The 26,448-nt window shown below is 59.4% G+C and carries 24 protein-coding genes and 2 tRNA genes; 21 read left to right on the plus strand and 5 right to left on the minus strand.

All coding sequences use genetic code 11. The features are described 5' to 3' along the window. The first annotated feature begins 1 nt into the window (after nt 1). Complete coding sequence (locus OIM11_02485) at nt 2-703, plus strand: helix-turn-helix domain-containing protein (protein HJJ00006.1); 702 nt, start codon at nt 2-4, stop codon at nt 701-703. A 75-nt stretch (nt 704-778) separates the two neighbouring features. On the opposite strand, the gene dinB is transcribed toward OIM11_02485, so the two are convergent. Then, on the minus strand, nt 779-1,999 hold the full coding sequence (gene dinB, locus OIM11_02490; GenBank protein HJJ00007.1) for a DNA polymerase IV: 1,221 nt from the start codon (nt 1,997-1,999) through the stop codon (nt 779-781). 281 nt (nt 2,000-2,280) lie between these two features. Between dinB and OIM11_02495 the strand changes: the two genes are divergently transcribed. From OIM11_02495 to larB, 8 genes are all read left to right on the plus strand, one after another. Further along, nucleotides 2,281-2,949 (plus strand): DUF47 family protein, encoded by a 669-nt coding sequence (locus OIM11_02495; protein ID HJJ00008.1) that lies wholly within the window; start codon nt 2,281-2,283, stop codon nt 2,947-2,949. A 104-nt stretch (nt 2,950-3,053) separates the two neighbouring features. Then, nucleotides 3,054-3,138: transfer RNA gene (locus tag OIM11_02500), tRNA-Leu, on the plus strand. Between the two features lie 62 nt (nt 3,139-3,200). Further along, nucleotides 3,201-4,490, plus strand: a complete 1,290-nt coding sequence (gene tig, locus OIM11_02505; protein HJJ00009.1) for a trigger factor — start codon at nt 3,201-3,203, stop codon at nt 4,488-4,490. A 60-nt stretch (nt 4,491-4,550) separates the two neighbouring features. Next, complete coding sequence (gene clpP, locus OIM11_02510; protein HJJ00010.1) at nt 4,551-5,192, plus strand: ATP-dependent Clp endopeptidase proteolytic subunit ClpP; 642 nt, start codon at nt 4,551-4,553, stop codon at nt 5,190-5,192. 4 nt (nt 5,193-5,196) lie between these two features. Then, nucleotides 5,197-6,495 carry an ATP-dependent Clp protease ATP-binding subunit ClpX gene (gene clpX / locus OIM11_02515; GenBank protein HJJ00011.1) on the plus strand — a complete coding sequence of 433 codons (1,299 nt, stop codon included), beginning with the start codon at nt 5,197-5,199 and terminating at the stop codon, nt 6,493-6,495. 39 nt (nt 6,496-6,534) lie between these two features. Beyond that, the gene (locus OIM11_02520; GenBank protein HJJ00012.1) at nt 6,535-9,222 is read left to right on the plus strand and encodes a valine--tRNA ligase; all 2,688 of its coding nucleotides are present in this window, start codon (nt 6,535-6,537) and stop codon (nt 9,220-9,222) included. 24 nt (nt 9,223-9,246) lie between these two features. Continuing rightward, nucleotides 9,247-9,831, plus strand: coding sequence for an NAD(P)H-dependent oxidoreductase (locus OIM11_02525; protein HJJ00013.1), 585 nt, complete (start codon nt 9,247-9,249; stop codon nt 9,829-9,831). A gap of 8 nt (nt 9,832-9,839) precedes the next feature. After that, a complete protein-coding gene (larB, locus tag OIM11_02530; GenBank protein HJJ00014.1) occupies nt 9,840-10,544 on the plus strand; it encodes a nickel pincer cofactor biosynthesis protein LarB in 705 nt (234 codons plus the stop codon). Between the two features lie 60 nt (nt 10,545-10,604). Here larB and OIM11_02535 read toward each other — a convergent pair whose 3' ends face one another. Then, nucleotides 10,605-10,931, minus strand: a complete 327-nt coding sequence (locus OIM11_02535; protein HJJ00015.1) for a hypothetical protein — start codon at nt 10,929-10,931, stop codon at nt 10,605-10,607. Nucleotides 10,932-11,327: 396 nt separating this feature from the next. Here OIM11_02535 and OIM11_02540 point away from each other — a divergent pair, with 396 nt between their 5' ends. Both OIM11_02540 and OIM11_02545 read left to right on the plus strand, forming a co-directional pair. Continuing rightward, nucleotides 11,328-11,588, plus strand: a complete 261-nt coding sequence (locus OIM11_02540) for a hypothetical protein (GenBank protein HJJ00016.1) — start codon at nt 11,328-11,330, stop codon at nt 11,586-11,588. Nucleotides 11,589-11,978: 390 nt separating this feature from the next. After that, nucleotides 11,979-13,751: an MFS transporter gene (locus OIM11_02545; protein ID HJJ00017.1), complete on the plus strand. Its 1,773-nt coding sequence runs from the start codon at nt 11,979-11,981 to the stop codon at nt 13,749-13,751. Nucleotides 13,752-13,908: 157 nt separating this feature from the next. Here OIM11_02545 and OIM11_02550 read toward each other — a convergent pair whose 3' ends face one another. Further along, a complete protein-coding gene (locus OIM11_02550; GenBank protein HJJ00018.1) occupies nt 13,909-14,637 on the minus strand; it encodes a hypothetical protein in 729 nt (242 codons plus the stop codon). A 145-nt stretch (nt 14,638-14,782) separates the two neighbouring features. On the opposite strand from OIM11_02550, the gene OIM11_02555 reads away from it, so the two are divergent. Together OIM11_02555 and OIM11_02560 are read left to right on the plus strand one after the other, a co-directional pair. After that, nucleotides 14,783-15,271 (plus strand): FKBP-type peptidyl-prolyl cis-trans isomerase, encoded by a 489-nt coding sequence (locus tag OIM11_02555; protein ID HJJ00019.1) that lies wholly within the window; start codon nt 14,783-14,785, stop codon nt 15,269-15,271. An 11-nt stretch (nt 15,272-15,282) separates the two neighbouring features. After that, nucleotides 15,283-15,696 carry a universal stress protein gene (locus tag OIM11_02560; protein ID HJJ00020.1) on the plus strand — a complete coding sequence of 138 codons (414 nt, stop codon included), beginning with the start codon at nt 15,283-15,285 and terminating at the stop codon, nt 15,694-15,696. Nucleotides 15,697-15,820: 124 nt separating this feature from the next. Here OIM11_02560 and OIM11_02565 read toward each other — a convergent pair whose 3' ends face one another. Together OIM11_02565 and htpG are read right to left on the minus strand one after the other, a co-directional pair. Continuing rightward, entirely contained in the window at nt 15,821-16,441 is a 621-nt protein-coding gene (locus tag OIM11_02565; protein ID HJJ00021.1) for an MBL fold metallo-hydrolase, read from the minus strand. Between the two features lie 95 nt (nt 16,442-16,536). Then, the gene (htpG, locus tag OIM11_02570) at nt 16,537-18,447 is read right to left on the minus strand and encodes a molecular chaperone HtpG (GenBank protein ID HJJ00022.1); all 1,911 of its coding nucleotides are present in this window, start codon (nt 18,445-18,447) and stop codon (nt 16,537-16,539) included. A 220-nt stretch (nt 18,448-18,667) separates the two neighbouring features. Between htpG and OIM11_02575 the strand changes: the two genes are divergently transcribed. The 8 genes from OIM11_02575 (at nt 18,668) to OIM11_02610 (ending at nt 26,417) form a co-directional block, all read left to right on the plus strand. After that, complete coding sequence (locus tag OIM11_02575; GenBank protein HJJ00023.1) at nt 18,668-20,014, plus strand: Mur ligase family protein; 1,347 nt, start codon at nt 18,668-18,670, stop codon at nt 20,012-20,014. Nucleotides 20,015-20,060: 46 nt separating this feature from the next. Further along, entirely contained in the window at nt 20,061-20,513 is a 453-nt protein-coding gene (locus tag OIM11_02580; GenBank protein ID HJJ00024.1) for a zinc ribbon domain-containing protein, read from the plus strand. A gap of 109 nt (nt 20,514-20,622) precedes the next feature. Continuing rightward, the gene (thrS, locus tag OIM11_02585; protein ID HJJ00025.1) at nt 20,623-22,545 is read left to right on the plus strand and encodes a threonine--tRNA ligase; all 1,923 of its coding nucleotides are present in this window, start codon (nt 20,623-20,625) and stop codon (nt 22,543-22,545) included. Next, a complete protein-coding gene (gene leuC / locus OIM11_02590) occupies nt 22,545-23,810 on the plus strand; it encodes a 3-isopropylmalate dehydratase large subunit (protein ID HJJ00026.1) in 1,266 nt (421 codons plus the stop codon). The genes thrS and leuC overlap by 1 nt, the downstream gene beginning before the upstream one ends. A 3-nt stretch (nt 23,811-23,813) precedes the next feature. After that, entirely contained in the window at nt 23,814-24,302 is a 489-nt protein-coding gene (locus OIM11_02595; GenBank protein HJJ00027.1) for a 3-isopropylmalate dehydratase small subunit, read from the plus strand. 5 nt (nt 24,303-24,307) lie between these two features. Then, the gene (leuB, locus tag OIM11_02600) at nt 24,308-25,405 is read left to right on the plus strand and encodes a 3-isopropylmalate dehydrogenase (GenBank protein HJJ00028.1); all 1,098 of its coding nucleotides are present in this window, start codon (nt 24,308-24,310) and stop codon (nt 25,403-25,405) included. After that, the gene (locus OIM11_02605; protein HJJ00029.1) at nt 25,402-26,256 is read left to right on the plus strand and encodes a UTP--glucose-1-phosphate uridylyltransferase; all 855 of its coding nucleotides are present in this window, start codon (nt 25,402-25,404) and stop codon (nt 26,254-26,256) included. Before leuB ends, OIM11_02605 begins: the two co-directional genes overlap by 4 nt. A 68-nt stretch (nt 26,257-26,324) precedes the next feature. After that, nucleotides 26,325-26,417 (plus strand) — tRNA-Ser (locus tag OIM11_02610). The last annotated feature ends 31 nt before the right edge of the window (nt 26,418-26,448 follow it).

Raw genomic sequence — 26,448 nt, forward strand, 5'->3', positions numbered from 1 at the left:
CATGGACGCGATGGAAACCCTAGGCGAGATGACGGATTACGCATCCCAAGCCTTCAGCATCGATCTCGGGCGCTTTTGGACGCTTTTTACCGTGACGACATTCGCAAGGGAATTCGAAACAGGGTCACCCCGGGTCATTGTCGGCATGTCGGGCATCGAGCTTGCTCTGCGGGTGGCAGAGTGTGTCGGTCTTTCGCCTGTCGAAGAACCTCTGACGGCAGGAGAGCTCGTCGATGTCTGGGCACAGGGCAAAATGCCCCTGGTGGACTATGGCCCATCCGGCCTCACTCCCGAATATTGGTGCGGCTGGGCACTCGCGTATTATCAATGGGCGAGTAATCGGACGTTTTCGAATATCAATGAGTTCTTGACCATGGAGGACGCGCTTCGGATGTATCCGACGTTTCACGAGGAGTCAGAAGAGCGTTTTGCCGAGGCCGCGGATCAAAGGGCTTTGCAAGTCGAACACGTCTCGCGCCTGCGCGAATACCGTCTCATTGCCGGTCTGTCGCAATCCGAGCTCGCGCGCCGGTCGGGTGTGGGGATTCGCGCAATCCAACAATACGAGCAGGGGGCAAAGGACATAAACAGAGCCGCCGCGCACAATGTTCAGTCGCTTGCGCGCGTGCTCCACTGCATGCCAGGTGATTTGCTTGAACCGCAGGTGAAAATCGAATATGCGGTTGTCGATCTGGACAGATGAGCGCAAGCGTACGGGTCTTGGCCACTTCACTCGCAAACCTGCCGGCCCTGTATGCCCGTACCGTCTACCTACAGCTCACAAATGACCGTCGTTCATGCCGCGGGTGCCGGTGTCCTTGGCCTTGAGCTTGAGCTCGCGACCAAATTTGAGCGCTCCATCGCCAAACCTGTCGCGTACCTTGTCCGCTGCGGCAATGGCCTCGGCGTTGCCCTGTTCGGTCTCGGCGCTCGCAAACAGGTCGAGCTGCTCGTCTTGCGTGTCGAATCCCGATATGCCCACACCGACGAGGCGCACGGCATCGCCCTCTTGCCAGATTTCGCCGATGAGCCTCTTGGCGACGGGAATGAAGACGCCCTCGTCGTCGATGTTGGCGCCCAATCCTTGCTGGGCGCTGCGTATCGACAGGTCGTCATAGCGCAGCTTGAGCGTGACCGTATGACCCGCAAGCTGCTTGCGCCGTAGACGCCGACCGACCATCGATCCCAGAAAATCGACGGCATCCTCGATTTCGGCACGGGTGGTGAGGTCGCTTGCGAAGGTGCGCTCGTGGCTCACGGATTTAAGCGTGCGTTCGGTCACGATGGGACGCTCGTCTATTTCCGCGGCCCGGTCGCGCATGACCGGTGCGTTCACGCCAAAGATGGGACGTAGGGTCTCCACATCCGCAGCAGCCAGCTCTCCGAGAGTGCGTATGCCTACCGCCTCGAGACGCTTTACGCTCTGCTTGCCGATGCCGGACATGACGCGAATCTTCATGGGGGCGAGAAATGCCGCCTCGCTTCCCGGGTACACCACGGTGAGACCTTGGGGCTTATCGAGGTCGGAGGCGATCTTTGCGACCGTCTTGCCGCTTGCCACGCCGATCGAGCACGTGACACCCAGCTCGGCGACATGTTCCTGGATACGCATGGCGATAGCCACGGGATCATCTCCCGTGAAGCGCCCGGGAGTGACGTCGAGAAAGGCCTCGTCAATGGAGACCTGCTCGAGCAACGGCGATTCGGCATAGAGGATATCCATGACGGCGCGGGACATCTCGTGATAGCGTTCGAAGTGGGGCGTCGTCCAGATGGCGTCCGGGCACAGACGCTCGGCGACAGCCGAGGCCATGGCGGAGCGCACTCCATAGGTGCGGGCTTCGTAAGAGCAGGTGGAGACGACACCGCGACGATCGGCGCGACCGCCGACGATGACCGGCTTGCCGCGCCACTCGGGATGGTCGAGTTGCTCGACGGAGGCAAAGAACGCGTCAAGGTCGACGAGTAGAATCGCCTTGCCCGACCATGTGCGCTGCAATATGTCTGCCTGCTTGGAAGTCATGCCGACATTGTACCTGGACGGGTGGCGGTGGAGACGGGGAGGGGCTGGGACAAGGGGACAGGTCATTTGTCCCACTGGGACAGAAGTCGCCGGGGCAGAACTGTCTGGTTTCGTGACAAATGCCTCGAAACCAGACAGTTCTGCCCCGGCGACTTCTGTCTGGTCCGCCCGACGGCATCCATGCACTCCCGTCCCCACCTTGCCACGCTCCTTCATCGGGTACAATATATCGTCGGCAAATCGAGAAAGGCGAGACGATGGCACACAAGCATAAGTTTGACTACTTCGAGGCGTTCGTGGAAATCGGCAACTGCGCCGTCGAATATGCCGATGCGCTTGTCGATTACCTGACGAGTCATTATGACGAGGAAAAGCACATGGGTGCTATCAGTCCGGCAGAAGTTCTCGAGCATTATTACGTCCTGCACGAGATCGAGGAGAAGTCCGACAGCGTTGTCCAGGCCATCACCGAGAATCTCATCCTCGAGTTCATCGCACCTATCGAACGTGAGGATATCCTTGAGCTTGCCGATGAGCTCGATACGGTGGTTGACGAGCTCGACGACGTCTTGCAGCGTATCTACATGCACAACATCACCGTCATCACGCCAGAAATCATCGAGATGATTCACATCGTGCAGAAGACGACCCACGCTCTTCAGGCCGCTTGCGACAAATTCACCCACTTCAAGAAGTCGAAGTCCATCAAGGATTACATCAAGGAGATCCATAAGTATGAGGATGAGGGCGACCATGTCTACATCGAGTCCGTGCATCGGATCTACAAGAAGGCCGAGGAAGACGAGTTCGAGCACGCACTTTTCGCCGTCGGCCTCTACGGCGTACTCTCCGCACTCGAGAAGTGCTGTGACGCATGCGAGAGCGCGGGAGACATCATGGTTGCCGTGCGCCTCAAGAACTCCTAGATACAGCACATATATCAATTGATGACAAATGCGCTACGGAACAGCGCACGCCTGTGAACTGGGGTACAATGCTCCATTGTCGTGCGCCTTGACGTGCGATGCATGCGGGCGTGGCGGAACTGGCAGACGCGCTGGATTTAGGTTCCAGTGGAGCAATCCGTGAAGGTTCGAGTCCTTTCGCCCGCACCATAGACCGAAGCGCCTCGGCGCATTCTCAAGGCGCCATGATGGCGAGGATTTTTGGAGGAACGTTGGAAGTCACGACGAGCACCCGCGAAGACGGCAAGACGCAGGTCACCGTTCACATGACTGCAGATGAAGTCAAGAAGCACATCGACAAGGCATTCAAGGACTTTTCGAAGACCCGTATCCCGGGCTTTCGCGCAGGCAAGGCGCCGCGCAAGGTCATCGAGCAGAACTTCGGCGGACATAATGCAGTCTATGCTCAGATCACTTCTGACATGATCAACGATGTCGCCCCGCGCGCCATCGACGAGCAAGATATCATCTTCATCGGCGACCCCGAGTTCGACGAGAACGATCTCGCGGCAGATGGCGAGGACTACGAGTTCACGATGTTCGGCGACATCAAGCCGAGCGTCGAGCTCGACTCCTACGATCCCGTCGAGATCAAGATGCCCTCCGAGGAAGCAACCCAGGAGGACGTCGACATTCAACTCCATGCCCTGCAGGATTACTACAACAACTTCGAGACGGTCGAGCGCGCCGCCAAGGACGGCGACTTCGTGATGATCAAGCTCGCGTCCACGGCTGATGGTGCGTCCGTCGATGCCCTTTCGAACGAGAGCCGTCTGGTCGAGATCGGTGGCCCGATGATGCCGCAAGAGCTCACCGAGCAGCTCGTCGGCATGAAGGCGGGTGACGAGAAGGAGTTCGATTTCACGACGGAGTTTGACCCCAGCCTTGCCGGCAAGACCATTCACACCACCGTCACCGTCAAGGAAGTCCGCGAGAAGGAGACGCCGGAACTTGACGACGAATTCGCCAAGAAGGTCGGCTTCGACACCTTCGACGAGCTCGTCGAGCAGCTCAAGAACGAGATCACCAGCACCAAGGCCGAGCAGCTGCCGCGCCTCAAGGAGAGCCGCTGCGTGACTGAGCTTTCGCGCCGCATCAAGGGCGACATCCCCGACGCCTATCTCGATTACACGCGCGAGAACATCCTGCGCGACTTCTTCAACAGCCTGCAGGAGCAGGGCACCACGTTCGACCAGTTCCTGTCGAGCCGCGGCATCACGGGCGAGCAGTTCAGGGAGGACCTCGAGGCGCAGGCGCGCGAGGAGGCCGAGGAATGCCTGGCGCTCGACGCACTGTTCACGCATCTCGGTATGAGCATCGGCGAGGAAGACATCGAGAAGGAGTTCAGCGTCGCCAACAATCCGGAGGCCACGCGCAAGGCGTGGGAGGACGCTGGCCGCATGTCCATCATCCGCGAGGCCATCAGACGTCAGCGTGCCACCAAGTGGTTGGTGGATAACGCAGTCGTTACCATCGACAATGGCACGGATGACGAGGCATAAGACGAGATATAAGTCGCGATGCTGTTCAAGGGCATTCGCACCTAGTAGTGAGGAATAAACATGAATATCATCCAGCCCGCATCTGATACGCTCATCCCCTATGTCGTGGAGCAGTCGCCGCGCGGCGAGCGCAGCTACGACATCTATTCGCGTCTGCTCAACGATCGCGTCATCTTCCTCGGCGAGGAAGTCACCGACGCGTCGGCCAATACCGTCATTGCGCAGCTTTTGCATCTCGAGAGCGTCGATCCCGACAAGGACATCTCGCTCTACATCAATTCGCCCGGCGGATCGGTGAGCGCTGGCCTGGCCATCTACGACACCATGCAGTTCATCAAGCCGGATGTGAGCACCATCTGCATTGGCATGGCAGCCTCCATGGGCGCGGTGCTGCTGGCGGCAGGTGCGCCTGGCAAGCGTTTCGCGCTACCCAATTCCACCGTCATGATTCACCAGCCGTCCGGTGGTGCGCAGGGCAAGGAGACCGATATCCAGATCATGGCCGAGTTCATGCGAAAGACGCGCGAGCAACTCAACGAGATTCTCTCCGCCCATACGGGTCAACCTATCGAGACCATTCGCGAGGACACCGAGAAGGACAATTTCATGACCGCCGAGGAGGCCAAGGCATACGGCCTGGTCGATGATGTGGTCAAGTCCCGTGCCGCTGCCAAGCTCGACGAAGAAGTGAAGAAGGACTAAGCACATGGCGGAAGGACCACATGGGTTTGACGGTAAGCTGCGCTGCTCGTTTTGCGGCAAGACCCAGAACGAGGTAGACAAGCTTATCGCCGGCGAAGGCGTTTACATTTGCAACGAGTGCGTCAAGCTCTGCACCGACATCATCGATGAGGAAGACGCCAGTATACGAGGCGAGGAGCTACCCGCCGCAACCGGGCGCTCCGAGGGCCTCATCACGCTCGAGACCCTGCCGACGCCCATTGAAATCCATGATGAACTTTCGCAGTACGTCATAGGCCAGGAGGATGCCAAGAAGGCGCTCTCCGTGGCCGTCTACAACCACTACAAGCGCGTAGCCCTGGGGCTTGGCTCTGACGATGACGAGGTCGAGCTCGCCAAGAGCAACATCATGCTGCTTGGCCCCACGGGCTGCGGCAAGACGCTGCTTGCCCAGACGCTCGCGCGCATCCTCGACGTGCCCTTTGCCATCGCCGATGCCACGGCGCTCACCGAGGCCGGGTACGTGGGCGAGGACGTCGAGAACATCCTGCTCAAGCTTATCACTGCGGCAGATAATGACATCGATCGTGCCCAGGTGGGCATCGTCTACATCGACGAGATCGACAAGATCGCCCGCAAGGCCGAGAACCTCTCGATTACACGCGATGTCTCGGGTGAGGGCGTACAGCAGGCTCTCCTCAAGATCATCGAGGGCACCGATGCCGCCGTGCCGCCCACGGGTGGACGCAAGCATCCGCAGCAGGAGCTCATTCATATCGACACCACCAACATCCTGTTCATCTTGGGCGGCGCCTTCGTCGGTCTCGACAAGATCATCGGCGAACGCATCGGCAAGCGCGGCGTGGGCTTCAATTCGGAAGTCGCCAAGCCGCACGCCGAGGAGTCGTCCGAGCTTCTTCAGAAGGTTCTCCCCGAAGACCTCAACAGTTTCGGCCTCATTCCGGAGTTCGTGGGTCGCATTCCCGTCATCACCTCCGTTCAGGAGCTCGGCGAGGATGACCTCGTCCGCATTTTGACCGAGCCCAAAAACGCGCTCGTCAAGCAGTACCAGCGCATGTTCAGCTTCGATAACGTCAAGCTCACCTTCGAGGAAGGCGCGCTGCATGCCATCGCGCAGCTGGCCATCGAGCGCGGCACGGGCGCTCGTGGCTTGCGCTCCATCTGCGAGAGCATCCTGCAGGACACGATGTACGAGCTGCCGAGCACCGATGACGTGGCCGAGGTCATCGTCACCGAAAATTGCGTGCGCGCGGATGAAGAACCTGAGGTCGTGCTGCGCGCGACGAGCCAATTCGTGGCATAAAAGACGACGAATATCAGATCAAGACAAAAGGATACGAACATGCCCGAGATGCCCAAGACCTATGATGTGGCGAGTGTCGAGGAGCGCATACTCCAGAAGTGGCTGGATGGCAAATACTACGCGCGCTCCAAGGGGGAGGGGGACCGTACGGTCGTCATTCCGCCGCCCAACGTGACGGGCATGCTGCATATGGGCCACGCGCTCGATGACACGATTCAGGATACCTATATTCGCTACAGCCGCATGAATGGCTACTCCACACGCTGGATCCTGGGTACCGATCACGCGGGTATCGCCACGCAGACCAAGGTCGACAAGAAGCTCAAGAGCGAAGGTATCTCGCGCCTCGAGATTGGCCGCGAGGCGTTCCTCGAGGAGTGCCAGAAATGGCGTGACGAGTACGGTGGCATCATCGTCGAGCAGATCAAGCGCATGGGCTGCTCCATCGATTTCGACGACGAGAAGTTCACGATGTCACCGGAGTACGCGAAGGCCGTGCGCAAGGTCTTTTGCGATTGGTATCACGACGACCTCATCTACCGCGGCAAGCGCATCGTCAACTGGTGCCCGAGCTGCACGACGGCCATCTCGGATGACGAGGCCGAGTACCAGGACGAGAAGGGTCATCTGTGGCATCTGCGCTACCCGCTCGTCGAGCCGGTTGACGGTGTCGAGTACATCACGGTCGCCACGACGCGCCCCGAGACAATGCTCGGCGATACGGGCATTGCCGTGTCACCCGATGATCCGGACAAGCAGAAGTTCGTGGGCAAGATGGTCAGGCTTCCCATTGTCGACCGCGAGATTCCGATCTTCTCCGACTGGCATGTGGATGCGGGCTTCGGCACGGGTTTCGTCAAGGTCACGCCCGCGCATGACCCCAACGACTACGCCATGGGCCAGGCACATGACCTCCCGCAGATCAACATCTTCGACGAGCATGCCGTCGTCGTCGATGGCTACGGCGCGTTTACGGGCATGACTCGCGACGAGTGCCGCGAGGCCGTCGTCGCGTGGTTCGAGGAGCATGAGCTGCTCGATCACGTGGAAGACCATGAGCACTCCGTCATGCATTGCTACCGCTGCGATTCGACGCTCGAGCCCTGGCTCTCCGAGCAATGGTTCGTCGCCGTCGACAAGCTCAAAGGCCCGGCGACCGACGTCGTTGCCGATGGACAGGTCACCTTCCATCCGCAGCGCTGGACACAGACCTACATGACCTGGATGGAGAACCTCAAGGACTGGTGCATCTCGCGTCAGCTCTGGTGGGGTCATCGCATCCCCGTCTTCCATTGCGCCGATTGCGGCTGGGAAGATGCGCTTATGGAGGACACGGATGTCTGCCCCGTGTGCGGCAGTCATGAGGTGCACCAGGAAGAGGACGTGCTCGACACGTGGTTCTCGAGCCAGCTGTGGACCTTTGCCACGCAGGGATGGCCCGACCATCCCGAGGAGCTTGTCGGCCATCATCCCACCAAGGTGCTCGTGACCGCACGTGACATCATCGCATTGTGGGTCGCCCGCATGATCATGAGCTCGCTGTACTTCCTGGACGAGATTCCCTTCGAGGATGTCTTCATCTATGCCACCATCTTGGCCAAGGACGGAAGTCGCATGTCGAAGTCCAAGGGCAACGGCGTCGATCCGATGGATCTCATTGCCATGTACGGTGCCGATGCGATGCGCTTCAACCTGCTCACGCTCGTCACCAATAACCAGGACGTCAAGTTCGATGCCAACATCGACAAGAAGACCCACGAGCTTATCGACTCCCCGCGCACCGAGGCCGCGCGCTCCTTCGTCACCAAGATCTGGAACGCGGCACGTTTCGTCATGCTCAACATGGATGGTTACGAGCCGGGCGAGCCCCAGGCGGCGACGGCCGCCGATGCGTGGATTCTTTCGCGCCTGGCCAAGCTCACGGCATCCGTCACGGCCGGTATCGAGGAGTATCGCTTTGGCGACATCGCCCGTGAGCTCTACGCGTTCTTCTGGAACGAGTTCTGCGACTGGTACATCGAGCTGTGCAAGGCACGCCTTGCACAGGAGGGTGAAGCCCGTTTGATCGCGCAGCGCAATCTCGTCTTCGTGCTCGACAGCGCCCTGCGCCTGCTGCACCCGGTCATGCCCTTCGTCACCGAGGCCATTTGGGAGTACCTGCCCGTCGAGGATGATGCTCCGGCGCTCATGGTCGCTTCTTGGCCCGATGCGGGAGAGCTCTCGCGCTGGATCGACGATGACGCCGAACAGGCCATCCAGCTCGTCGTGCAACTTGTCACCTCCGTGCGCGCCACGCGTGCTGCCTATGGCATCAGCCCGCGCCAGGAGCTTGCCGTGGCCCTGCGCTTCGCGGATGACGACGAGAAGGCTATCGCCGAGCGCACGCTCGTCGAGCAACAGCGCGACCTCATCATGGCGCTCGCCAAACTGTCGAGCCTTGATATTCTCGAGGCGGACGCTCCGCGCCCTGCCGAGAGCGGCATCGATTTCGTGGGCGATATCGAGGTGTACACCGCGCTGTCCGGCTTGGTCGATTTTGCCGAGGAGCGCAAGAGACTTGAGACGCGTCGCGCCAAGGCTCTCAAGGAGCTTGAGAAGCTCGACAAGAAGCTCGGCAACCAGAACTTCCTCGACAAGGCCGCACCCGAGGCCGTCGAGAAGGTTCGTACCGAGCACGCCGAGCTCACCCAAGAGCTCAAGCTCATAAAAGCGCAGCTCGAGGAGTAGCAGCAGTTCCGAAAGGGGATGACCGTGAAGAAAATCCTGTATGTGGATGCCTGCGTCAATCGTGACACCTCACGCACCGAGCGGCTCGCCCAGGCGCTTCTCGAGCGTCTGGATGGTCCGGATGTCGAGATCGAGACGCTCGTGCTGGAGGATGAGAAGAGCTTGCTGCCTCTTACGGGCAAGCTTTCCAACCAGCGTATGGCGTGGTCAAAGACCGGTGATTTCGATCACCCCGTTTTCGATTACGCGAAGCAGTTTGCCGGGGTCGATGAAGTCGTCTTCGCGGCACCGTACTGGGACTTCTCGTTTCCCGCTCTGTTGAAGATCTACTTCGAGTTGCTTTGCGCCCAAGGCGTGACCTTCGTATACAGCCCCGAGGGCATTCCCACGGGCATGTGCAATGCCAAGCGCGCGTATTTCGTCACGACTGTCGGTGGATACAGTGGTGACTGGGACTATGGCTATGATCAGGTCAAGGCCTTGTGCCAGCTCTACTTTGGCATCGAGGACGTGCGTTGCTTCAGAGCCGAGGGACTCGACATCATCACGAATGACCCCGAAGCCATCATGACCGAAGCGCTCGAGGAGCTTGCCCGCGCCCAGCTCTAGGAGATGGCATGGACGATTACGCCAATCTTGATTACGATCGCGCGCAACGTTGCGGTTTTCCCGAGGTCATCTACGGGGCAAGCAAGACTCCCGAGCAAATCTGCGCCATCGCCGAGCAGCTACTCGAGCGTCACGGCGTCGTCGTTGCGACGCGTGTGAGCGCCCAGGCGGCCGATGTCGTATGCGGTCACATCCGCGACGCTCGCTGGCTCGAACGCTCGGGCTTTCTCTTCGCCGACCGTCGTGAGCGCCCCGTTGAGGGCGACACGCTCGAGGAGATTCTGAGTTGCGCTAATCGGGCCGAGGGCCAGGTGCTCGTCGTGTGCGCGGGCACGAGTGACATGAACATCGCCGAGGAGGCGGCGCTCACGGCGCGACTCATGGGCTCGCGTGTGCAGCTGCTCGCCGATGTCGGTGTCGCAGGCGTGCACCGCACGCTTGCGCATGTCGACGATTTGCGTGGTGCCCATGCCATCGTCGTGGTTGCCGGCATGGAGGGGGCCCTCGCCTCGCTCGTGGCGGGCTTGGTCGATGTCCCGGTCGTGGGCGTTCCCACAAGCGTGGGTTATGGGGCAAGCTTTGGCGGCGTTACCGCGTTGCTCTCCATGCTCAACTCATGTGCAGGGGGAGTGTCGGTCGTCAACATCGACAATGGTTTTGGGGCGGGGCAGATCGCACATCGAATCAATTGCCCGCCCGAGCGCTTTTCGTAATTTCTAGCTGCGCACGGGATGTGTCGAGGGGTCAGACCCCTCGACACATCCCGCTGGTCTTTAGCCGCGGCCGCTGGCCTTCAGGAATTCGACGACGTCCTCGTTAGTGAGCCCACGCTCGGCAAGGTAGCCGGTGTAGGCCCGATGCGTCTTGGAGAACTTGTTGCCGAACCAGCCCAGGAAAATCGCCGCTATGGCGGCGAGTATCCAGGTGATGCCCGGCGCGTTCTCGATGACGTAGTTGATGACCAGGAAATAGTAGACGGCTATGGCAGCCAGGCATATGACGAGCCCGACGACGAGACGTATGAGCCATTTGCGGTATTCGGCACGCTTGTTCGCGGCTTCTCGCATGATGCTTGGTTTTTGAGTCTTGCTCTTCCCCACGGAGGGCTCCTTTTCGCGCGGCGCGACAAACGGTAGGGGAGAGTGTACACCATGTAACTACCTAATTCTCTGAGTATGAGGCAATCGCCGTTTACGCAAAAAGAGCTTCTTGAAAGCAATTCTCAGTACAGTGTGCTATTCTATATGGCGATTTTGTGGAGGATATCGAAGACATGGACGCGCGTGAGCCATCACGGCGTTCTTTTTTCCCTATAATCCGCAGGTCATCGTCTTCGTCTCATCCTTGATGCGAAGACGGCCTCCTATCGCTTCGATGGGAGTAAACGCCGTATCGTCTGGCAGCCGCTTGTCCCCCTCTGGGACGAGCATCGGTCTAGAAGGCTGACGGACGAATTGTAGGACGTCCCGTATGGGACAAAGGAAAAGGAGTTGACTATGTGTTTTAGGCCCGCAGGTGTAGAGATCGATCTCAACTGCCCGTCGTGCGGCAAGAAGCTGCCCGTCATCGGCAATACCGTTCTCAAGAAGTGCCCGTTCTGCAAGTATGAGTTCACTGAGCAGGACATGGAAGACTTCCAGACCCAGCTCGGCGGTCCCGCCGGCGCTGCCGCTCCTGGTGCCCCCGCGGCTCCTGGTGCTCCTGGTGCCCCCGCGGCTCCTGGTGCTCCCGGCGCTCCCAAGGCTCCTGGTGCGTAAGGATTTTTAGCTCGCTTTTACGCAGTTTTGCCCGTGAGAAATGAGGGTACCCGTGTCTGTCGTTAAACCAAAGAACCTCCAACTAACGGAAAAGGATCTAGGGGGGTTACCTCTCAACGAGATCACATGTCGTGCGTGCAGTGGCTATGGCAATTGTGGATACCGTATGTATCGCATCAATGATGGAAAGCCAGTCGTCATCTGCCAGATGCGCAGGGCAAAACTGCTAGAAGAGCAGCAAGGAGACGAGTGACGATCACTTGGAATCGAGTTTTCTGGGGTCTTGATTCTAGGTGATGGGATATCTGCCTCTTTGTTGTTGGGAAAGCTGGGGGGCTTTCCCGAATACTCATTTCTCATGATTGAGATATTGGATTTAAGGAGGGACTGATGGACGGTAAAGAGTTTACTGTTTCCGAAGTCATTGACCGCGCGGGCATTTCTGCCCACACATGGGTCGTGTTCGTTCTCTTGGCTTTCGCCATGATTTTCGACGGCTACGACTTCATGATCGTCAATTCCACCAACACCTATGTTGCACCTACGTTCTTCGCGGCTCAGATTGCTGCCGGTCAGCCCATCGCGGCTCTTACCGGCTCCCTGACCACGTGGGGCCTGCTCGGCATGGTTCTTGGTGGCGCCGTCGGAGGTATCCTCTCCGACATGATCGGTCGTAAGAAGATGCTCACGATCGCAGTTATCTTCTACGGTCTGTTCACCCTACCCCAGGCTTTCGCGCCGGATTACGCCTTCTTCTGCGCGTTCCGCCTCATCGCTGGCTTTGGTGTCGGCTCCTGCATCCCGGTTGTAACCACCGTGTTCTCCGAGAGCATGCCTTCCAAGCAGCGCGGCATTTTCGTTACCTTCGGCATGGCCTTCATGGTTATGGGTTGGGTTATCGCTGGTCTGGTTGCAGCTCCCGTCTGCTCCAACCCGAACCCGATCATCCCTGGTCTCTGCGACGGTCAGATCACGCTCGCAACTGGCGCGACTGCTGTGCAGAACTGGCGTGTCTGCTACCTGATCGGCGCTCTGCCGGTCGTCTACGGAATCATCCTGCTCTTCGCGATGCATGAGACTCCGCACTGGTATGCAAACCATGACCAGAAGGACAAGGCTGTTGCCCGTCTCGAGCAGATCGTCAAGGCTACCCGCCACGTCGATGTGCACTTCGACGCCAACCTGCTGATCGTTCCGCCCAAGCCTGCCAAGTCTGGCCCCGCGGCTCTGTTCTCCAGCAAGTTCATCGTCGCCACCTGCGCAATTTGGTCCGCTTACTTCGTCGGCCAGTTCTGCGTCTATGGCATGAACGCCTGGATTCCCACCTGGTTCCAGGGCAATGGCTTCACCGCCGCCGAGTCTGTAACCCTGCAGACCTGGAACAACGTTGCCGCTATCGCCTCGAACATCGTCGTTGGCTTTGTGTCTGACGCCATCGGCCGTAAGCGTGCACTGTGGATTGGCTGGGTCGCTTGTATCGTTGCGATCATCGCCTGCTCCGTGTTCGTCCCGATGTTCCCGGGCGAGGCTCCCGTGAATGGCGCACCCCTCGCTGGCGCTGCTGCGGGCAACTTCGTTCCCTGCATCTTCCTGATGCTCCTCTTCGGCTTCTGCCTGAACTACGCCATTACGGCTGTCCAGCCCCTGATGCCCGAGTCCTATCCCACCACGCTGCGCAACACCGGTACTTCTTGGTGCCAGGCGTTCGCCCGCTTCGGTGGTTCCGGCTCCTCCATCGTTCTCGGTGCTGCTGCCGGTCTGGCCATGTTCCAGCATGACGTCAATGGCGTTATGTCCAACAACTGGTCCATGGTTGTGCTCGTTCTGCTCATCCCGTTCGTCCTTGGTCTCCTCTGCACGCTGCTCTTCGTGAAGAACACGGGCGGAAAGACGATGGACGAGCTGCAGAAGCTCTCCGAGGAGAATCCGCTCTCCGAGACGGACGGCAATGGCCGCTTCTGGGTCATGATCGCCGTGGTTGTCATCAACTTCATCGGCTGCATCGTGTGCCCGCTGGCCATCCCCGGCTTCTCCAAGACGGCTATGGCTCTGCCCATCATGCTCGTTGCCATGCTCCTTCCGTTCATCTACTTCTTCGTATTTGGCGGTCTGGGCCTCGGCAAGGAGAAGAAGGCAAAGGCAGAGGGTGCCAACATTCTCTAAGTTGTGCCCCTGCACTTGTCGTTAGCTCTTGCTAGCGCAACGGAAGGCCCCCGGCGTAATGCCGGGGGCCTTCTTCGTGACAGGGGGACGGGGGTTCTGTCACGCCGGATTCGCGTGACAGAACCCCCGTCCCCCTGTCACGCCTAAAGCTCGCTGTCTACTTCTTTATCGAATCGCTCTTGCGCTTTTCCAGGACGTGGCCGCGCTTGTCTTTCTTCAGCTTGGAATCCTTGTGGTCGATGGGGCGACCTTCCGGCCTGATGATGCGCACGTAGGGGGAGTCGGCCTCGATGAGCTCCTGGACTTCCTCGTAGGTGAAGCCCTTGTTCTCGAAGATGCGGCTCTTGAGGTTGTTGAGGAGCCCGGCAGGGGTGTAGTCGTTGCCCTCGCTCAGGCCCTTCCATTCCTCCTTGATAAGGATGGCGACAAACGCCGCCACGGCAATGCGCAGCTTTTCAAGCTCGTGGGCATGAATCTCGTAGCACATGCCCTTGTCCTTGAAGTTGACGAGCTTGATATGCACCGCCTTGCGCTCGAAGCTCGTGAGCGTCTCCTCGACGAAGGTGCACGGGGGCTCGTGTGCGCATCCATAGAGATCCCACACCATGCCCTCGATGTAGTAGTGATGATTGATAACGAACGTGTGCAGGATGTACTCCCAGCGCTCGTAGCGGATGTAGTAGTTAAGCACGTGATTATCGGGTTTGATGAGGCCGACCTGACCACCCATGCGGCCCATGATCTGCACCTTGTCCTTCTCCCGTTTCCAGCCTTCCTTGCTTTTGAACTGGAGGAAGACGTCGCCGTCTTCGTACCAGGTGTCGAAGTCCTCGTGCTTGGCGATGGCATCTTGCTGGATGTAGATCTTGTTAAATTTCTGAGCCACGAAATCCCCTTTGATTTGCGGTTACGCTTTGGCAATTATAGCCCAGATACCCTTGCAGAATTCCCCGCATGCGGTACTGTCATGAGGACGCTTTTTCGCGTGAGAAATGGCGCATTACGCGCACTCGGATGAGAGGACTATCGTCATGCTCGATGGAACAACCGTAACCCTGACTTTCGAAGGTCGTTTGCCAGATGGCTCCGTCTACGACAAGATGACCGCCGAGAACCCCCTCGTGTTCCAGGTTGGTCACGACATGGTGCTCGATGGTTTCGAGCGCGAGGTACGCGAGATGGCCGAGGGCGAGAAGAAGACCTTCACCATCAAGGATTGGGAGGCATTCGGCGAGTATCTCGACGAGCATACCGAGGAAATCCCGATGGAGGTCATGCCCAACATGAAGGGCCTCGAAATCGGCAAGGTCATCTGGATGATCACCGAAGACGAGGAGAAGGTTCCGGTTACGGTCAAGAACATCACCCCGGAGGCCGTGACGCTCGATTACAACCATCCGCTGGCGGGCAAGGATCTTACCTTCGATGTCGAGCTCATCAAGGTCGATGAGTCTACGGCCGATGATCCCAATGCCCCCAAGAGGGAGATTCCCAAGGATCCCCTCGACCTCATCATGTAGGGGATCGCGCCATGTACAAGAACATTCTCGTTGCCGCCGATGGATCGGAAAACTCACTGCGTGCAACGGAGCAAGCAGCCTACATCGCATCGCTTGAGGGCGATGTGCAGGTCAAGATCGTCTCGGTTATCGCCATCGATGTGTATTCGGACATGGTCTATGACCCGATCGAGGCGCACGGTGAGGCCCAGCGCGAGATTATCAAGGATGCGGCACAGGTTTTGGCAGACGCCGGCATCGACCATGAGATCGTGCTGTTGCATGGCCGTCCTGCCGACGAAATCATTCGCTATGCGACGGAGTCGGAAGCTGATTTGCTCGTGATGGGCAGCCGTGGTCTGGGCGCCCTGCGCGAGTTCGCGCTCGGCAGCGTGAGCCACAAGGTTCTCACGCATGCCAAGTGCCCGGTGCTTGTCGTGAAGTAGGGGTTTCTCCACTCCGGCGCTCCGCGCTCTCTATTGTCATTTCGAGCGGAGCAGCCGAAGGCTGCGAAGTCGAGAAATCTCGCATTGCGGGCAAGGCGCGTCAGACGCGCCTTGCCTCATTTTTTTACATATGCAGCTCGGCCCCGGGGACGAGGATGATGCGTCCGGGAGCTTGGAATGCCTCGAGCTTGGCCTCGTCGTACTCGGCGACCGTGGCGTCGGCGGAGTCGATGGGCACCTCATGGACGGGAATGTTGTGCTTGGCACCGACGAGCTTGGCGCACTCGGAAGCCTCGTCTGCATCCATGTTGTACACCCCGTCGCAGGGGAATGCCGCATAGTCGAGCTTCATGGCGGCAAGCTTGCCGGACTTCATGTCCTCGGTCATGCTCGTGTCGCCTGCCGCATAGAATGAGACGCCATCGAACTCGAGCACGTAGCCAACGCACTCGTCAGACGGGTGGTTCTCGTTGTATGCCTGCACCGCCTGGATCTTCACGCCGTGAGACTCCGTGGAGAGGTACTCGTCGCTCGTGGGGTGTAAATCCCTCGCACGGATGACTTCGCAGCCAGGCGCATGGGGCATCTTGTCGACCGCATCATGATCGAAATGGTCGTGGGTGACCAGGACGAGGTCGGCCTCGAGCTCGTATTCCTTTCCGAAGTATGGGTCGACGTAGATGACCGTGTTGTCGTCGAGCGTGAACCTGTAGGAGCCGTGCCCCTGAAATAGCATCGTAGTCATGATAAGCCTCCTCGCTCGCTTTTATATCCATATAAGATTATAGGCAGCGCACAATATAATGCACTGCCTATAACCGAAATTATCATGAGAAATGTTTATTTCATCAGCTCGCAGATAGCCTCGTTGAATGCTGCCGAATCCGCGATTTCGAGACCCTCCGCCAAACGTGCCTGGTTGTAGAGCAGGTTGGCGTACTGGGCGACCTTCTCGGTCTCGCCAGCCTCTTGCGCTGCCTGGAGCGTTGCGAAGACCGGGTGATTGGGGTTGAGCTCGAGCACGTGCTTTGCCTCGGGACGCTCGCCGGCGGCAGCCGGGATGGTCGCGAAGTACTTCTCCATACCCAGGCTCACGGGGCCATCGGCGACGATGCAGCAGGCCGCATCAGCCAGACGCGAGGTGGCCGTGACATTGGTGATGTCGTCGGGGAGCGCCTCGGTCATCGCCTCGAACAGCGTGCTGTTCTCCTCACGCTGCTTGGCGACTTCCTCCTTCTCCTCCTCGGTTTCGAGGCCAAGGTCCTCGCCGCTGGCGACGTTGCGCATTTCCTTGTCATCGTAGCTGCCGATGGAGAGCAGGCAGAACTCGTCGACGTTGTCACCGCAGAGCAGGACGTCGTAGCCACGCGAGACGACCGACGTGACGCTCGGGCTCTGCGCCAGGCGTGCGACGGTGTCGCCGGAAGCGAAGAAGATGTTCTCTTGGCCCTCCTGCATGCCGGCGACGTACTCGGCCAGGGTGATGGGCTTGTCCTCCTTGGCGGAGTGGAAGAGCAGCAGGTCCTGCAGCAGGTCCTTGTGCGCTCCGTAGGTGGAGTAGATGTCGTACTTGAGCACGTGGCCGAACTTGCTGAAGAAATCGACGTAGGCCTCACGGTCGTCTTTGCAGAGCTTCTCGAGCTCCTGCTTGATCTTCTTCTCGATGCGACGCTCGATGGCGATGAGCTGACGGTCCTGCTGGAGCGTCTCGCGCGAGATGTTGAGGTTGAGGTCGGGGCTATCGACGACGCCGCGCACGAAGCCGAAGCAGTCCGGCAGCAGGTCCTCGCAGTGCTCCATGATCATGACGTTGTTGCTGTAGAGGGCCAAGCCGCGCTGGAAGTCCTTGGCGTACAGGTTCATGGGCGCATCCGTGGGGATGAAGAGCAGCGCGTCGTAGTTCAGGCTACCCTCTGCGTGCATGGAAATCGTACGCAGGGGCGTATCGGCCGTATGGAACTGGGCCTGGTAGAAGTCGGCGTACTCCTCGTCGGAGACCTCGGACTTCTTCTTGGTCCAGATGGGAATCATCGAGTTGAGGATTTCCTCCTCGACGAAGGTCTCGGTTGCGGGCACGTAATCGTCGCCAGCGTCCTCGGGCTTCTCGAGCGTGCGCGTCTTCTCCACGTCCATGATGATCGGGTAGCGGATGTAATCGCTGTAACGCTTGACCAAATGCTTGATGAGAGCCTGCGAGAGGTACTCGTCGTAATTGACCTCGTCGGTGTTCTCGCGCAGATGCAGGATGATGTCCGTGCCGCGCTTCTCGCGGGTGGTCTCGCTGATGTTGTAGCCCTCGATGCCGTCGCTTTCCCACTTGAAGGCCTCGTCGCTGCCGTATGCCTTCGAGATGACGGTGACCTGGTCGGCGACCATGAACGAAGAGTAGAAGCCGACGCCGAACTGGCCGATGATATCGACTTCCTCGAGCTTCTCGGAATCCGAACTCTTGAATTCGAGCGAGCCCGAATGGGCGATGGTGCCGAGGTTCTTGTCGAGCTCGTCCTTGGTCATGCCAATGCCATCGTCGCTGATGGTGAGCGTGCGGGCATCCTCGTCAATGGCAATCTGAATGCGCAGGTCGCTGCGCATGATGGAGCTGTCCTTGTTCTCGAGTGAGGTGAGGTAGAGCTTGTCGAGCGAATCCGATGCGTTGGAGATGAGCTCACGCAGGAAGATCTCGCGATTGGTGTAGATGGAGTTAATCATCAAGTCGAGCAGCTTTTTGCTCTCTGTCTTGAATTTACGCATGGGTATGTGTCCTTTCGCGTGCGTTATATATGTACAAACAGCGATTGTAGAAGAGGGGATATAGATTATGCACGTCCTGTCACTGACATGTTACCTAACTGCAGTTATTTAGAATATCTAAGTCGATAGATAGCAGATATGTGTGACAAATGATCTGTCCACTTGTCACACGCAGTCTAATGATTCGTATCGATGTAGAATGGCGTCCATGACTCAACACATGACATACGATGATGCCGTTGCCACGCTTGAGGGTGCGCTCAAGTTCGGGATGAATCCCTCGCTCGAGCCGATCCGGGCGATGTGCGCTGCAATGGGTGAACCTCAGAAGCGCTACCGCTGCATACAGGTGGCCGGAACCAACGGCAAGTCATCGACGACGCGTATGATTGCGGCGCTTGTGCGTGCGCAGGGTCTGCGCGTTGGGTTGTATGTCTCGCCCCATCTGGTCAAGTATCCCGAGCGCATCGAGATCGACGGACGCGTCGTGAGTGACGAATCATTTGCGCGGGGCATCGAGGCGGCGCTTGATGCAGCTGCACGTGCGCACGTTGAGGCCACGGAATTCGAGCTGCTCACGGCTGCCGCTTTGTGGCTGTTCGCGCAAGAGGGCGCTGGCTGGGTCGTTCTCGAGTGCGGCCTGGGTGGACGCTGGGATGCCACGAGTGTCGTGAATCCGCAAGTCGCCGTCATTACGGGCGTGGCGCTTGAACACACCGCAATCCTTGGCGACACGATCGAAAAGATTGCGGGCGAGAAGGCGGCCATCATCAAACCGGGCTGCAAAGCGATTTTTGCGCACGACCTTGCCGCACGAGAGGTCTTCGAACGGCAGGCGCAGCAGGTCCGTGCGCCGTACGAGAACGCTAATCTCGAGGCTATCATCCCATTTGAAGACGAGCTCGCCAGCCTCCCAGCCTATCAGCGCTCAAATCTCGCAACGGCTCTGGCGGCTGTCACCGCGGCGCTTGGTCATGCGCCCTCGCCCGAGAGTGTCCGTATGGCGTTGAGTGAGCTCGTCATTCCCGGACGTTTTGAGATTCTGCAACATGATCCGCTCGTGATAATCGACGCGGCCCATAATCCGCAGTCTGCCCACGCGCTTGCGGGGGAGCTACAACGCCTCTTCGAATGTGCCAGGGGGTTTGATTCCCTGACACATTCTTATTCGATTGGCGACGGCGGGGCGGCGGGGGCTGATGCTGGGCGATTTCCGCACGAGCAGGGAGCGCCTGTGGCGCTCCCACGCGAGCTCAGGACCATGAGCCCAGCATCAGCCCCCGCCGCCCCGCCCCGCCCCACCCTTCTGCTTGGCGTACTGGACGACAAGGACGCCCGCGGTATCATCCGCGAGCTCTGCCCGCTGTTCTCGCGCATCGTCGTCACGGCATCGTCGTCGCCGCGCTCCATTCCTGCGGTGGAGCTTGCCGCGCTCGTCGAGGAGGAATGCGGCATGCGCCCCGAGATTGCCACGAGCATATCCGAGGCCCGCGAGTTACTGCGCCACGAGCCCGTTATCGCTACGGGCTCGATAACCGTTGCTGGTGAGGTGAAGGATATTTGGTGATAGAATCTCACCAATAGTCCACTACCACAGGCAGTAAGAAGGCAGCATGTCCGCTATTCTCGCGTCGGTACTCACACCTCCCGTGCTCGTCATCCTCATCGTGACGGCAATCATCTTCGTGGGGCTCTGGGTCGTATGCATCATCTGGGTCAACAGGGATGCCAAGACACGCGAGGCTCCCGTGCTGCTATGGACCGTCATCGCCGCCGTACCCGTCGCCGGCTTGGTTGCCTACTGCTTGCTGCGTCCGCCCCTCAACGCGGCCGACTCCACCGAGCAGGTCATGAACCTTGAGCTCATGGGGCGGCAGCTCTCCGATTACGGTAACTGTCCCCGTTGCGGCGAGCCAGTGAAGAGTGACTACATCGCTTGCCCCAACTGTCGTGTCCAGCTGCGTAACGTATGCAACAGTTGCGGACGTCCGCTCGAGCCCAGTTGGCAGATATGTCCCTATTGCGCGCAGCCGCTCACGCGTCAGACGCGCCAGCGCTCGGTCTAGCGCAAGTTCTCCTTGCATCACGCCTGTTTGCGGTGTAGATTCTCGCCATGTGCTTTTAACGATAGGTCCCACTCGGTTTGTGACCGAGAACGGGCGGAAAGGAACAGCCATGAGCACGATTTCTGTCATTCTCCCCGACAATTCCACCAGAGAGCTCGAAGAGGGCGCGACGGTAGCCGATCTCGCGGCGGCTATCGGAGCCGGCCTCGCCAAGGCCGCCGTTGCCGGCAAGATCGACGGAGAGCTCGTCGGCCTCGATGCGCCGCTTGCTGACGGCGCGCAGGTCGAGATCGTCACCAAGACATCACCCGAGGGTCTCGGCATCTTGCGTCACTCGACGGCGCACATCATGGCAGAGGCCGTACAGGAGCTCTTCCCGGGTGCGCAGATTGCCTTTGGACCGCGAACCGATGACGGCTTCTTCTATGACTTCGGCTTGACCGAGAACCTCTCGTCCGATGATTTCGAGGCCATCGAGGCCAAGATGAAGGAGATCATCAAGAAGGACGAGCCCTTCGTGCGCGAGGTTGTCACGCGCGATGAGGCCAAGGAGATTTTCAAGGACCAGAAGTTCAAGCTCGAGCATATCGACGACTTGCCCGAGGATGCCGAAATCTCCATCTATCGCCACGGCGATTTCGTTGACCTGTGCAAAGGTCCGCACATTCCCAGCTCGCGCAAGATCGGCGCTTTCAAGCTCATGAAGCTCGCCGGTGCCTACTGGAAGGGTGACGCCGACAACGAGCAGTTGCAACGTCTCTACGGCACGGCATTTTTCGACAAGAAGGATATGAAGGAATATCTCTTCATGCTCGAAGAGGCCGAAAAGCGCGATCATCGCAAGCTCGGCCGCGAGCTCGGCATCTACATGATGGACGAGGAAGCCGGTGTTGGCCTGCCGCTGTATCTGCCGGCCGGCGCGCGCATCATCCGCATCATGCAGGAGTGGTTGCGCAAGGAGCTGTATCGCAGGGGCTACGAAGAGGTCATCACGCCGCACATCTACAAAGCAGATGTCTGGAAGACGAGTGGCCATTATGGCTACTACAAGGACAACATGTACTTCTTCGAGATTAACGAGGGAAGCGACGAGGAGCCGCGCCTGAGCGAGTATGGCGTGAAGCCGATGAACTGCCCTGGTCACGTTATCCTCTACAAGAACGACATCCACTCGTATCGCGAGTTGCCCATCAGGTATTTCGAGTTTGGTACCGTGTATCGTCACGAGATGAGCGGCGCCGTGCATGGTCTTATGCGTGCCCGCGGCTTCACGCAGGACGATGCACACGTCTTCTGTCGCGAGGATCAGGTCGTTGACGAGGTCTGCGCAATCCTCGACCTGGCGGATTCCATCATGAAGGAGTTCGGTTTCGAGTACATGGCCGAGATATCCACGCGCCCCGAGAAGTCCATCGGTACCGACGAGATGTGGGAAAAGGCCGAGAGCTTCTTGCGCGAGGCCATCGAGCGTCGTGGTATTCCATACGAGATCAACCCCGGCGATGGCGCCTTCTATGGGCCCAAGATTGACATCAAGGTCAAGGACGCGCTCGGCCGCTGGTGGCAGTGCTCGACGGTGCAGGTTGACTTCAATCTGCCCGAGCGATTCGACGTCACGTATCGCACGGCGGATAACACGAGCGAGCGTCCGTGGATGCTCCATCGTGCGCTCTTCGGTTCCATCGAGCGCTTCCTCGGCATACTCATCGAGCACACGAGTGGCAATCTGCCGTTGTGGCTCGCGCCGACGCAGGCCGTCATCATCCCCATTGCCGATCGTCACGTCGAAGCTGCCGAGCAAGTCGCGGCCGAGCTGCGCGCGCACGGCGGGCGTGTTGAGGTGTACGAGCAGAACGAGCCGATGCGCGTGAAGATTGCCAAGGCGCAAGGGCAACGCGTTCCCTACATGCTTGTCATCGGCGACAAGGAAGTCGAGAACGGCGAGGTTGCAGTGCGTGAGCGCCATGAGGGCGACTTGGGCTCGATGAAGCTCGAGTACTTCACGAAGATCATCGAGGAAGCTCAGGTCTAATGGCACGGCCCATGACCATCGCCGAGAAGATCCTTGCGGCGCACGCGGGGCTCGACGAGGTCGTTCCCGGCCAGCTTATCGAGTGTGAGTTGGACGTCGTACATGCCAATGACATTACGGCGCCCATCGCCATCGACGTGTGTCGCCAGGTAGGCGATGAGGTCTTTGACCCAGCGCGCGTGGTTCTCGTTCCGGATCATTACACGCCGAACAAGGACATCAAGAGCGCCGAGCAGGCAAAGATTATGCGCGAGTTTGCGCACGAGCAAGGCATCGAACACTACTACGAGGTCGGATGCGCGGGAATCGAGCACGCACTGTTGCCCGAGAAAGGCGTAGTGGTGCCGGGCGATCTCACCATAGGGGCTGATTCGCATACCTGCACCTATGGTGCACTCGGGGCGTTTTCGACGGGCATGGGGTCGACCGACGTGGGCGTTGCCTTTGCGACGGGCAGCGCCTGGTTCAAGGTGCCCGAGAGCATCAAGGTCGTACTCGAAGGGGAGTTCGCCCCTGGTGTAAGTGCCAAAGACCTCATACTGCACATCATCGGCCAGATTGGCGTTGACGGAGCGCTCTACCAGGTGCTGGAGTTCACCGGCCCGGCTGTCGCGCAGATCTCGATGGACGGGCGTTTTACCATGTGCAACATGGCCATCGAAGCTGGCGCCAAAACGGGCATCTTCGCCGTCGATGACGTGACACGTGCCTATGCGGAACCGCGTGCCGAGCGGCCATGGGTCGAGTACGCTTCAGATGAGGATGCGTCCTATGCGCGTGTCGTGCGCATTGATGTCTCGCAGCTTACCCCGACGGTCTCGCTGCCGCACCTGCCAAGTAACACGAAGCCGGCTGCTGACTGCAATGACATGTGCATCGACCAAGCTGTCATCGGCAGCTGCACGAACGGTCGTATCGAGGACATGCGCGTTGCCGCCGAGGTGCTGCGTGGCCGTGTCGTCAATCCCATGGTGCGCTGCATCATCATCCCTGCAACGCAAGACGTGTACCGCCAGTGCATGCACGAGGGGCTTCTCGACGTGTTTCTCGACGCGCATTGTGCCGTGTCGACACCTACCTGTGGTCCCTGTCTGGGCGGGTATATGGGCGTGCTCGCCTCGGGCGAACGCTGCATCGCCACGACCAACCGCAACTTCGTCGGTCGCATGGGGGCCAAGGACAGCGAGGTCATTCTCGCGAGTCCTGCCGTGGCCGCCGCGAGTGCTGTTGCCGGCTACGTCTGCACGCCAGAGCAATTGGATTAAGTTATGCAATTTGAAGGCACCGCAATCAAATACGGGCGCGACGTCGATACCGACGCGATTATCGCGGCACGCTACCTGAACTCATCCGATATGGACGAGCTCGCGGCTCACTGCATGGAGGATCTCGATCCAACGTTTACGCAACGCGTCAAGCCCGGTGACATCATCATCGCCGGCGAGAACTTTGGCTGCGGATCGTCGCGCGAGCATGCGCCGAGCTGCATCAAGGCAGCGGGCATCTCCTGCGTCATCGCCAAGAGCTTCGCGCGCATCTTCTACCGCAACGCCATCAACGTCGGACTGCCCATCATCGAGTGCCCCGAGGCTGCCGATGGCATTGGGGAGGGCGATGCGGTTTTTGCCGATACGGGCACGGGCATCATCGAAGACCTGACTACGGGGGAGAGCTGGAACGTCCGGCCCTTCGAGCCTTTCATACAGGAGATTATCGAGGCGGGTGGGCTTGTGGCCCGCACGAAGATGCACAGGTGATGACCGTGACCAAGCAACGATACGAGATCTGCGTCTTGCCAGGTGATGGCATCGGTCCGGAGATCATGCGAGTCGCGCTCGATGTTCTACATGCCGTCGGACGCAAGTACGACATCGAGTTCACATGCACCGAGGCTCTTATCGGCGGTTGCGCAATTGACGCATGCGGCAGCGCACTTCCCGAGGCGACGCTCGAACTTGCCCGCCGCGCCGACGCGGTACTGCTCGGGGCCGTCGGGGGTCCGCGTTGGGATACGGTTGATCCGGACAAGCCGCGTCCTGAGGACGGGCTCCTCGGCATACGCAAGGAGCTCGGGCTCTATGCGAACTTGCGCCCCGTGCACGTCTACGATGCGCTTGTCGCTGCCTCACCGCTCAAACCCGAGGCAGTGCGCGGTTGCGATATCTTCATCGTTCGCGAGCTCACGGGAGGCCTGTACTTTGGCGAGCATGCAACCGTGGAGACTGCCGCGGGGACGCATGCACATGATGTCATGCAGTATGACGAGTACGAGATCGAGCGTATCGCGCGGCAGGCTTTCGATGCGGCTGCGAAGCGACGCGGCAAGGTCACGAGCGTCGACAAGGCTAACGTGCTCGACACGGGGCGTCTCTGGCGAAAGGTCGTGCATCGTGTCGCCCTCGATTATCCCGATGTCGAGCTTGTCGATATGCTCGTCGATAATTGCGCGATGCAGCTTGTCATGAATCCGGGGCAGTTCGATGTCATCCTCACCGAGAACACCTTTGGCGACATACTTTCCGACGAGGCGTCCGTGCTGGCTGGTTCGCTCGGGCTGCTCGCAAGCGCCTCGCTCGGGGATGGGACATCGCTATTCGAGCCCTGTCACGGCTCGGCTCCCGACATCGCGGGCAAAAACATCGCCAATCCTCTGGCTCAGGTGCTTTCGACTGCTATGATGCTTGCGCACGGCTTGGGTTTGGATGAGGCCGCAGCCGATGTGAGGCGAGCGGTCGATCGCGTCTTGGCGCACGGTTGGCGTACGGCTGACATCGCGCAGGAAACGACGGATGCCGGGCATGTTCTGGGAACGACTGAGATGGGCGAGAAGATTGTCGCCTGCATCGAGGAGGAAAGATGAAAGCCGTAATACCTGCTGCTGGTTTGGGAAGCCGCTTCTTGCCCGCGACGAAGGCTCAGCCCAAGGAGATGCTCCCCGTACTCGACAAGCCGGCGATTCAGTACATCGTCGAAGAGGCTCTCGAGGCGGGCGTCGACGAGGTCATCATCGTCAACAGCCGTGACAAGAAGTCCATCGAGGACCAGTTTTCCCCGCACGACGCGCTTGTCGGGCACTTGCGCGGCGTGGGCAAGGACGCATATGCCGATGCCGTCGAGCATGCGGGTGCGCTGCCCGTGAGCTTCGTGTATCAGGATGAGCCGCTCGGCCTCGGTCACGCCGTTCACGTCGCCGCGCCCGAGACCGGTGACGACATGTTCTTCGTCATGCTCGGTGACGTGCTCGTACCCGAGAACGGCATCTGCCAGAAGATGCGCGAGGTATCCGAGGCGCATGGCAATGCGAGCGTGATTGCCGTACTGCCCGTATCCGATGACGAGGTGAGTCGTTTTGGCATCATCGGCGGCGAGGACCTGGGCGATGGCGTCTGGAAGGTCACGGAGATGATCGAGAAGCCGGCGCTCGAGGACGCGCCGAGCAATCTCGCGAGCTTCGGTCGCTATCTGCTGACTCCAAAGGTCATGGAGCTGCTTGCCACGACCGAGCCTGGTGCCGGTGGAGAAATCCAACTCACCGACGCCCTCGTATCGCTGCTCGACCATGAGGACATGTACGCGCTCGTCATCGATCCGCGCGATGGATATGACACGGGCACGGTTCCCTCGTGGATCGCCGCGAATGTCGCCCAGGCCATGAAGGATCCCAAGATCGCCGCATATCTCAAGGAGACGGTCGGCTCGCTCTTCGCGTAAATGCGCAGCAGCCAGATGGGTGCACGTGCATTTGTCTGGTGTAGAATACAGCGATGCGCGCCACATGCGGAGGGATGGCAGAGTGGTTGAATGCAACGGTCTTGAAAACCGTCAGGCGGTGCTGAGCCGCCTCCAGGGTTCGAATCCCTGTCCCTCCGCCAGCTGGCAAGCTGGGCAACGCAGCTCGAAAGG

It is taken from the genome of Coriobacteriaceae bacterium (genome assembly GCA_025992705.1).
GTDB lineage: Bacteria > Actinomycetota > Coriobacteriia > Coriobacteriales > QAMH01 > QAMH01.

What these genes read in the sequence shown, in the direction of transcription:
- OIM11_02485 (HJJ00006.1), top strand. Translation starts at nt 2, where the DNA reads ATGGACGCGATGGAAACCCTAGGCGAGATGACGGATTACGCATCCCAA.
- OIM11_02495 (HJJ00008.1), top strand. Translation starts at nt 2,281, where the DNA reads ATGGCACACAAGCATAAGTTTGACTACTTCGAGGCGTTCGTGGAAATC.
- clpP (HJJ00010.1), top strand. Translation starts at nt 4,551, where the DNA reads ATGAATATCATCCAGCCCGCATCTGATACGCTCATCCCCTATGTCGTG.
- clpX (HJJ00011.1), top strand. Translation starts at nt 5,197, where the DNA reads ATGGCGGAAGGACCACATGGGTTTGACGGTAAGCTGCGCTGCTCGTTT.
- OIM11_02520 (HJJ00012.1), top strand. Translation starts at nt 6,535, where the DNA reads ATGCCCGAGATGCCCAAGACCTATGATGTGGCGAGTGTCGAGGAGCGC.
- larB (HJJ00014.1), top strand. Translation starts at nt 9,840, where the DNA reads ATGGACGATTACGCCAATCTTGATTACGATCGCGCGCAACGTTGCGGT.
- OIM11_02540 (HJJ00016.1), top strand. Translation starts at nt 11,328, where the DNA reads ATGTGTTTTAGGCCCGCAGGTGTAGAGATCGATCTCAACTGCCCGTCG.
- OIM11_02545 (HJJ00017.1), top strand. Translation starts at nt 11,979, where the DNA reads ATGGACGGTAAAGAGTTTACTGTTTCCGAAGTCATTGACCGCGCGGGC.
- OIM11_02555 (HJJ00019.1), top strand. Translation starts at nt 14,783, where the DNA reads ATGCTCGATGGAACAACCGTAACCCTGACTTTCGAAGGTCGTTTGCCA.
- OIM11_02560 (HJJ00020.1), top strand. Translation starts at nt 15,283, where the DNA reads ATGTACAAGAACATTCTCGTTGCCGCCGATGGATCGGAAAACTCACTG.
- OIM11_02565 (HJJ00021.1), bottom strand. Translation starts at nt 16,441, where the DNA reads ATGACTACGATGCTATTTCAGGGGCACGGCTCCTACAGGTTCACGCTC.
- htpG (HJJ00022.1), bottom strand. Translation starts at nt 18,447, where the DNA reads ATGCGTAAATTCAAGACAGAGAGCAAAAAGCTGCTCGACTTGATGATT.
- OIM11_02575 (HJJ00023.1), top strand. Translation starts at nt 18,668, where the DNA reads ATGACATACGATGATGCCGTTGCCACGCTTGAGGGTGCGCTCAAGTTC.
- OIM11_02580 (HJJ00024.1), top strand. Translation starts at nt 20,061, where the DNA reads ATGTCCGCTATTCTCGCGTCGGTACTCACACCTCCCGTGCTCGTCATC.
- thrS (HJJ00025.1), top strand. Translation starts at nt 20,623, where the DNA reads ATGAGCACGATTTCTGTCATTCTCCCCGACAATTCCACCAGAGAGCTC.
- leuC (HJJ00026.1), top strand. Translation starts at nt 22,545, where the DNA reads ATGGCACGGCCCATGACCATCGCCGAGAAGATCCTTGCGGCGCACGCG.
- OIM11_02595 (HJJ00027.1), top strand. Translation starts at nt 23,814, where the DNA reads ATGCAATTTGAAGGCACCGCAATCAAATACGGGCGCGACGTCGATACC.
- OIM11_02605 (HJJ00029.1), top strand. Translation starts at nt 25,402, where the DNA reads ATGAAAGCCGTAATACCTGCTGCTGGTTTGGGAAGCCGCTTCTTGCCC.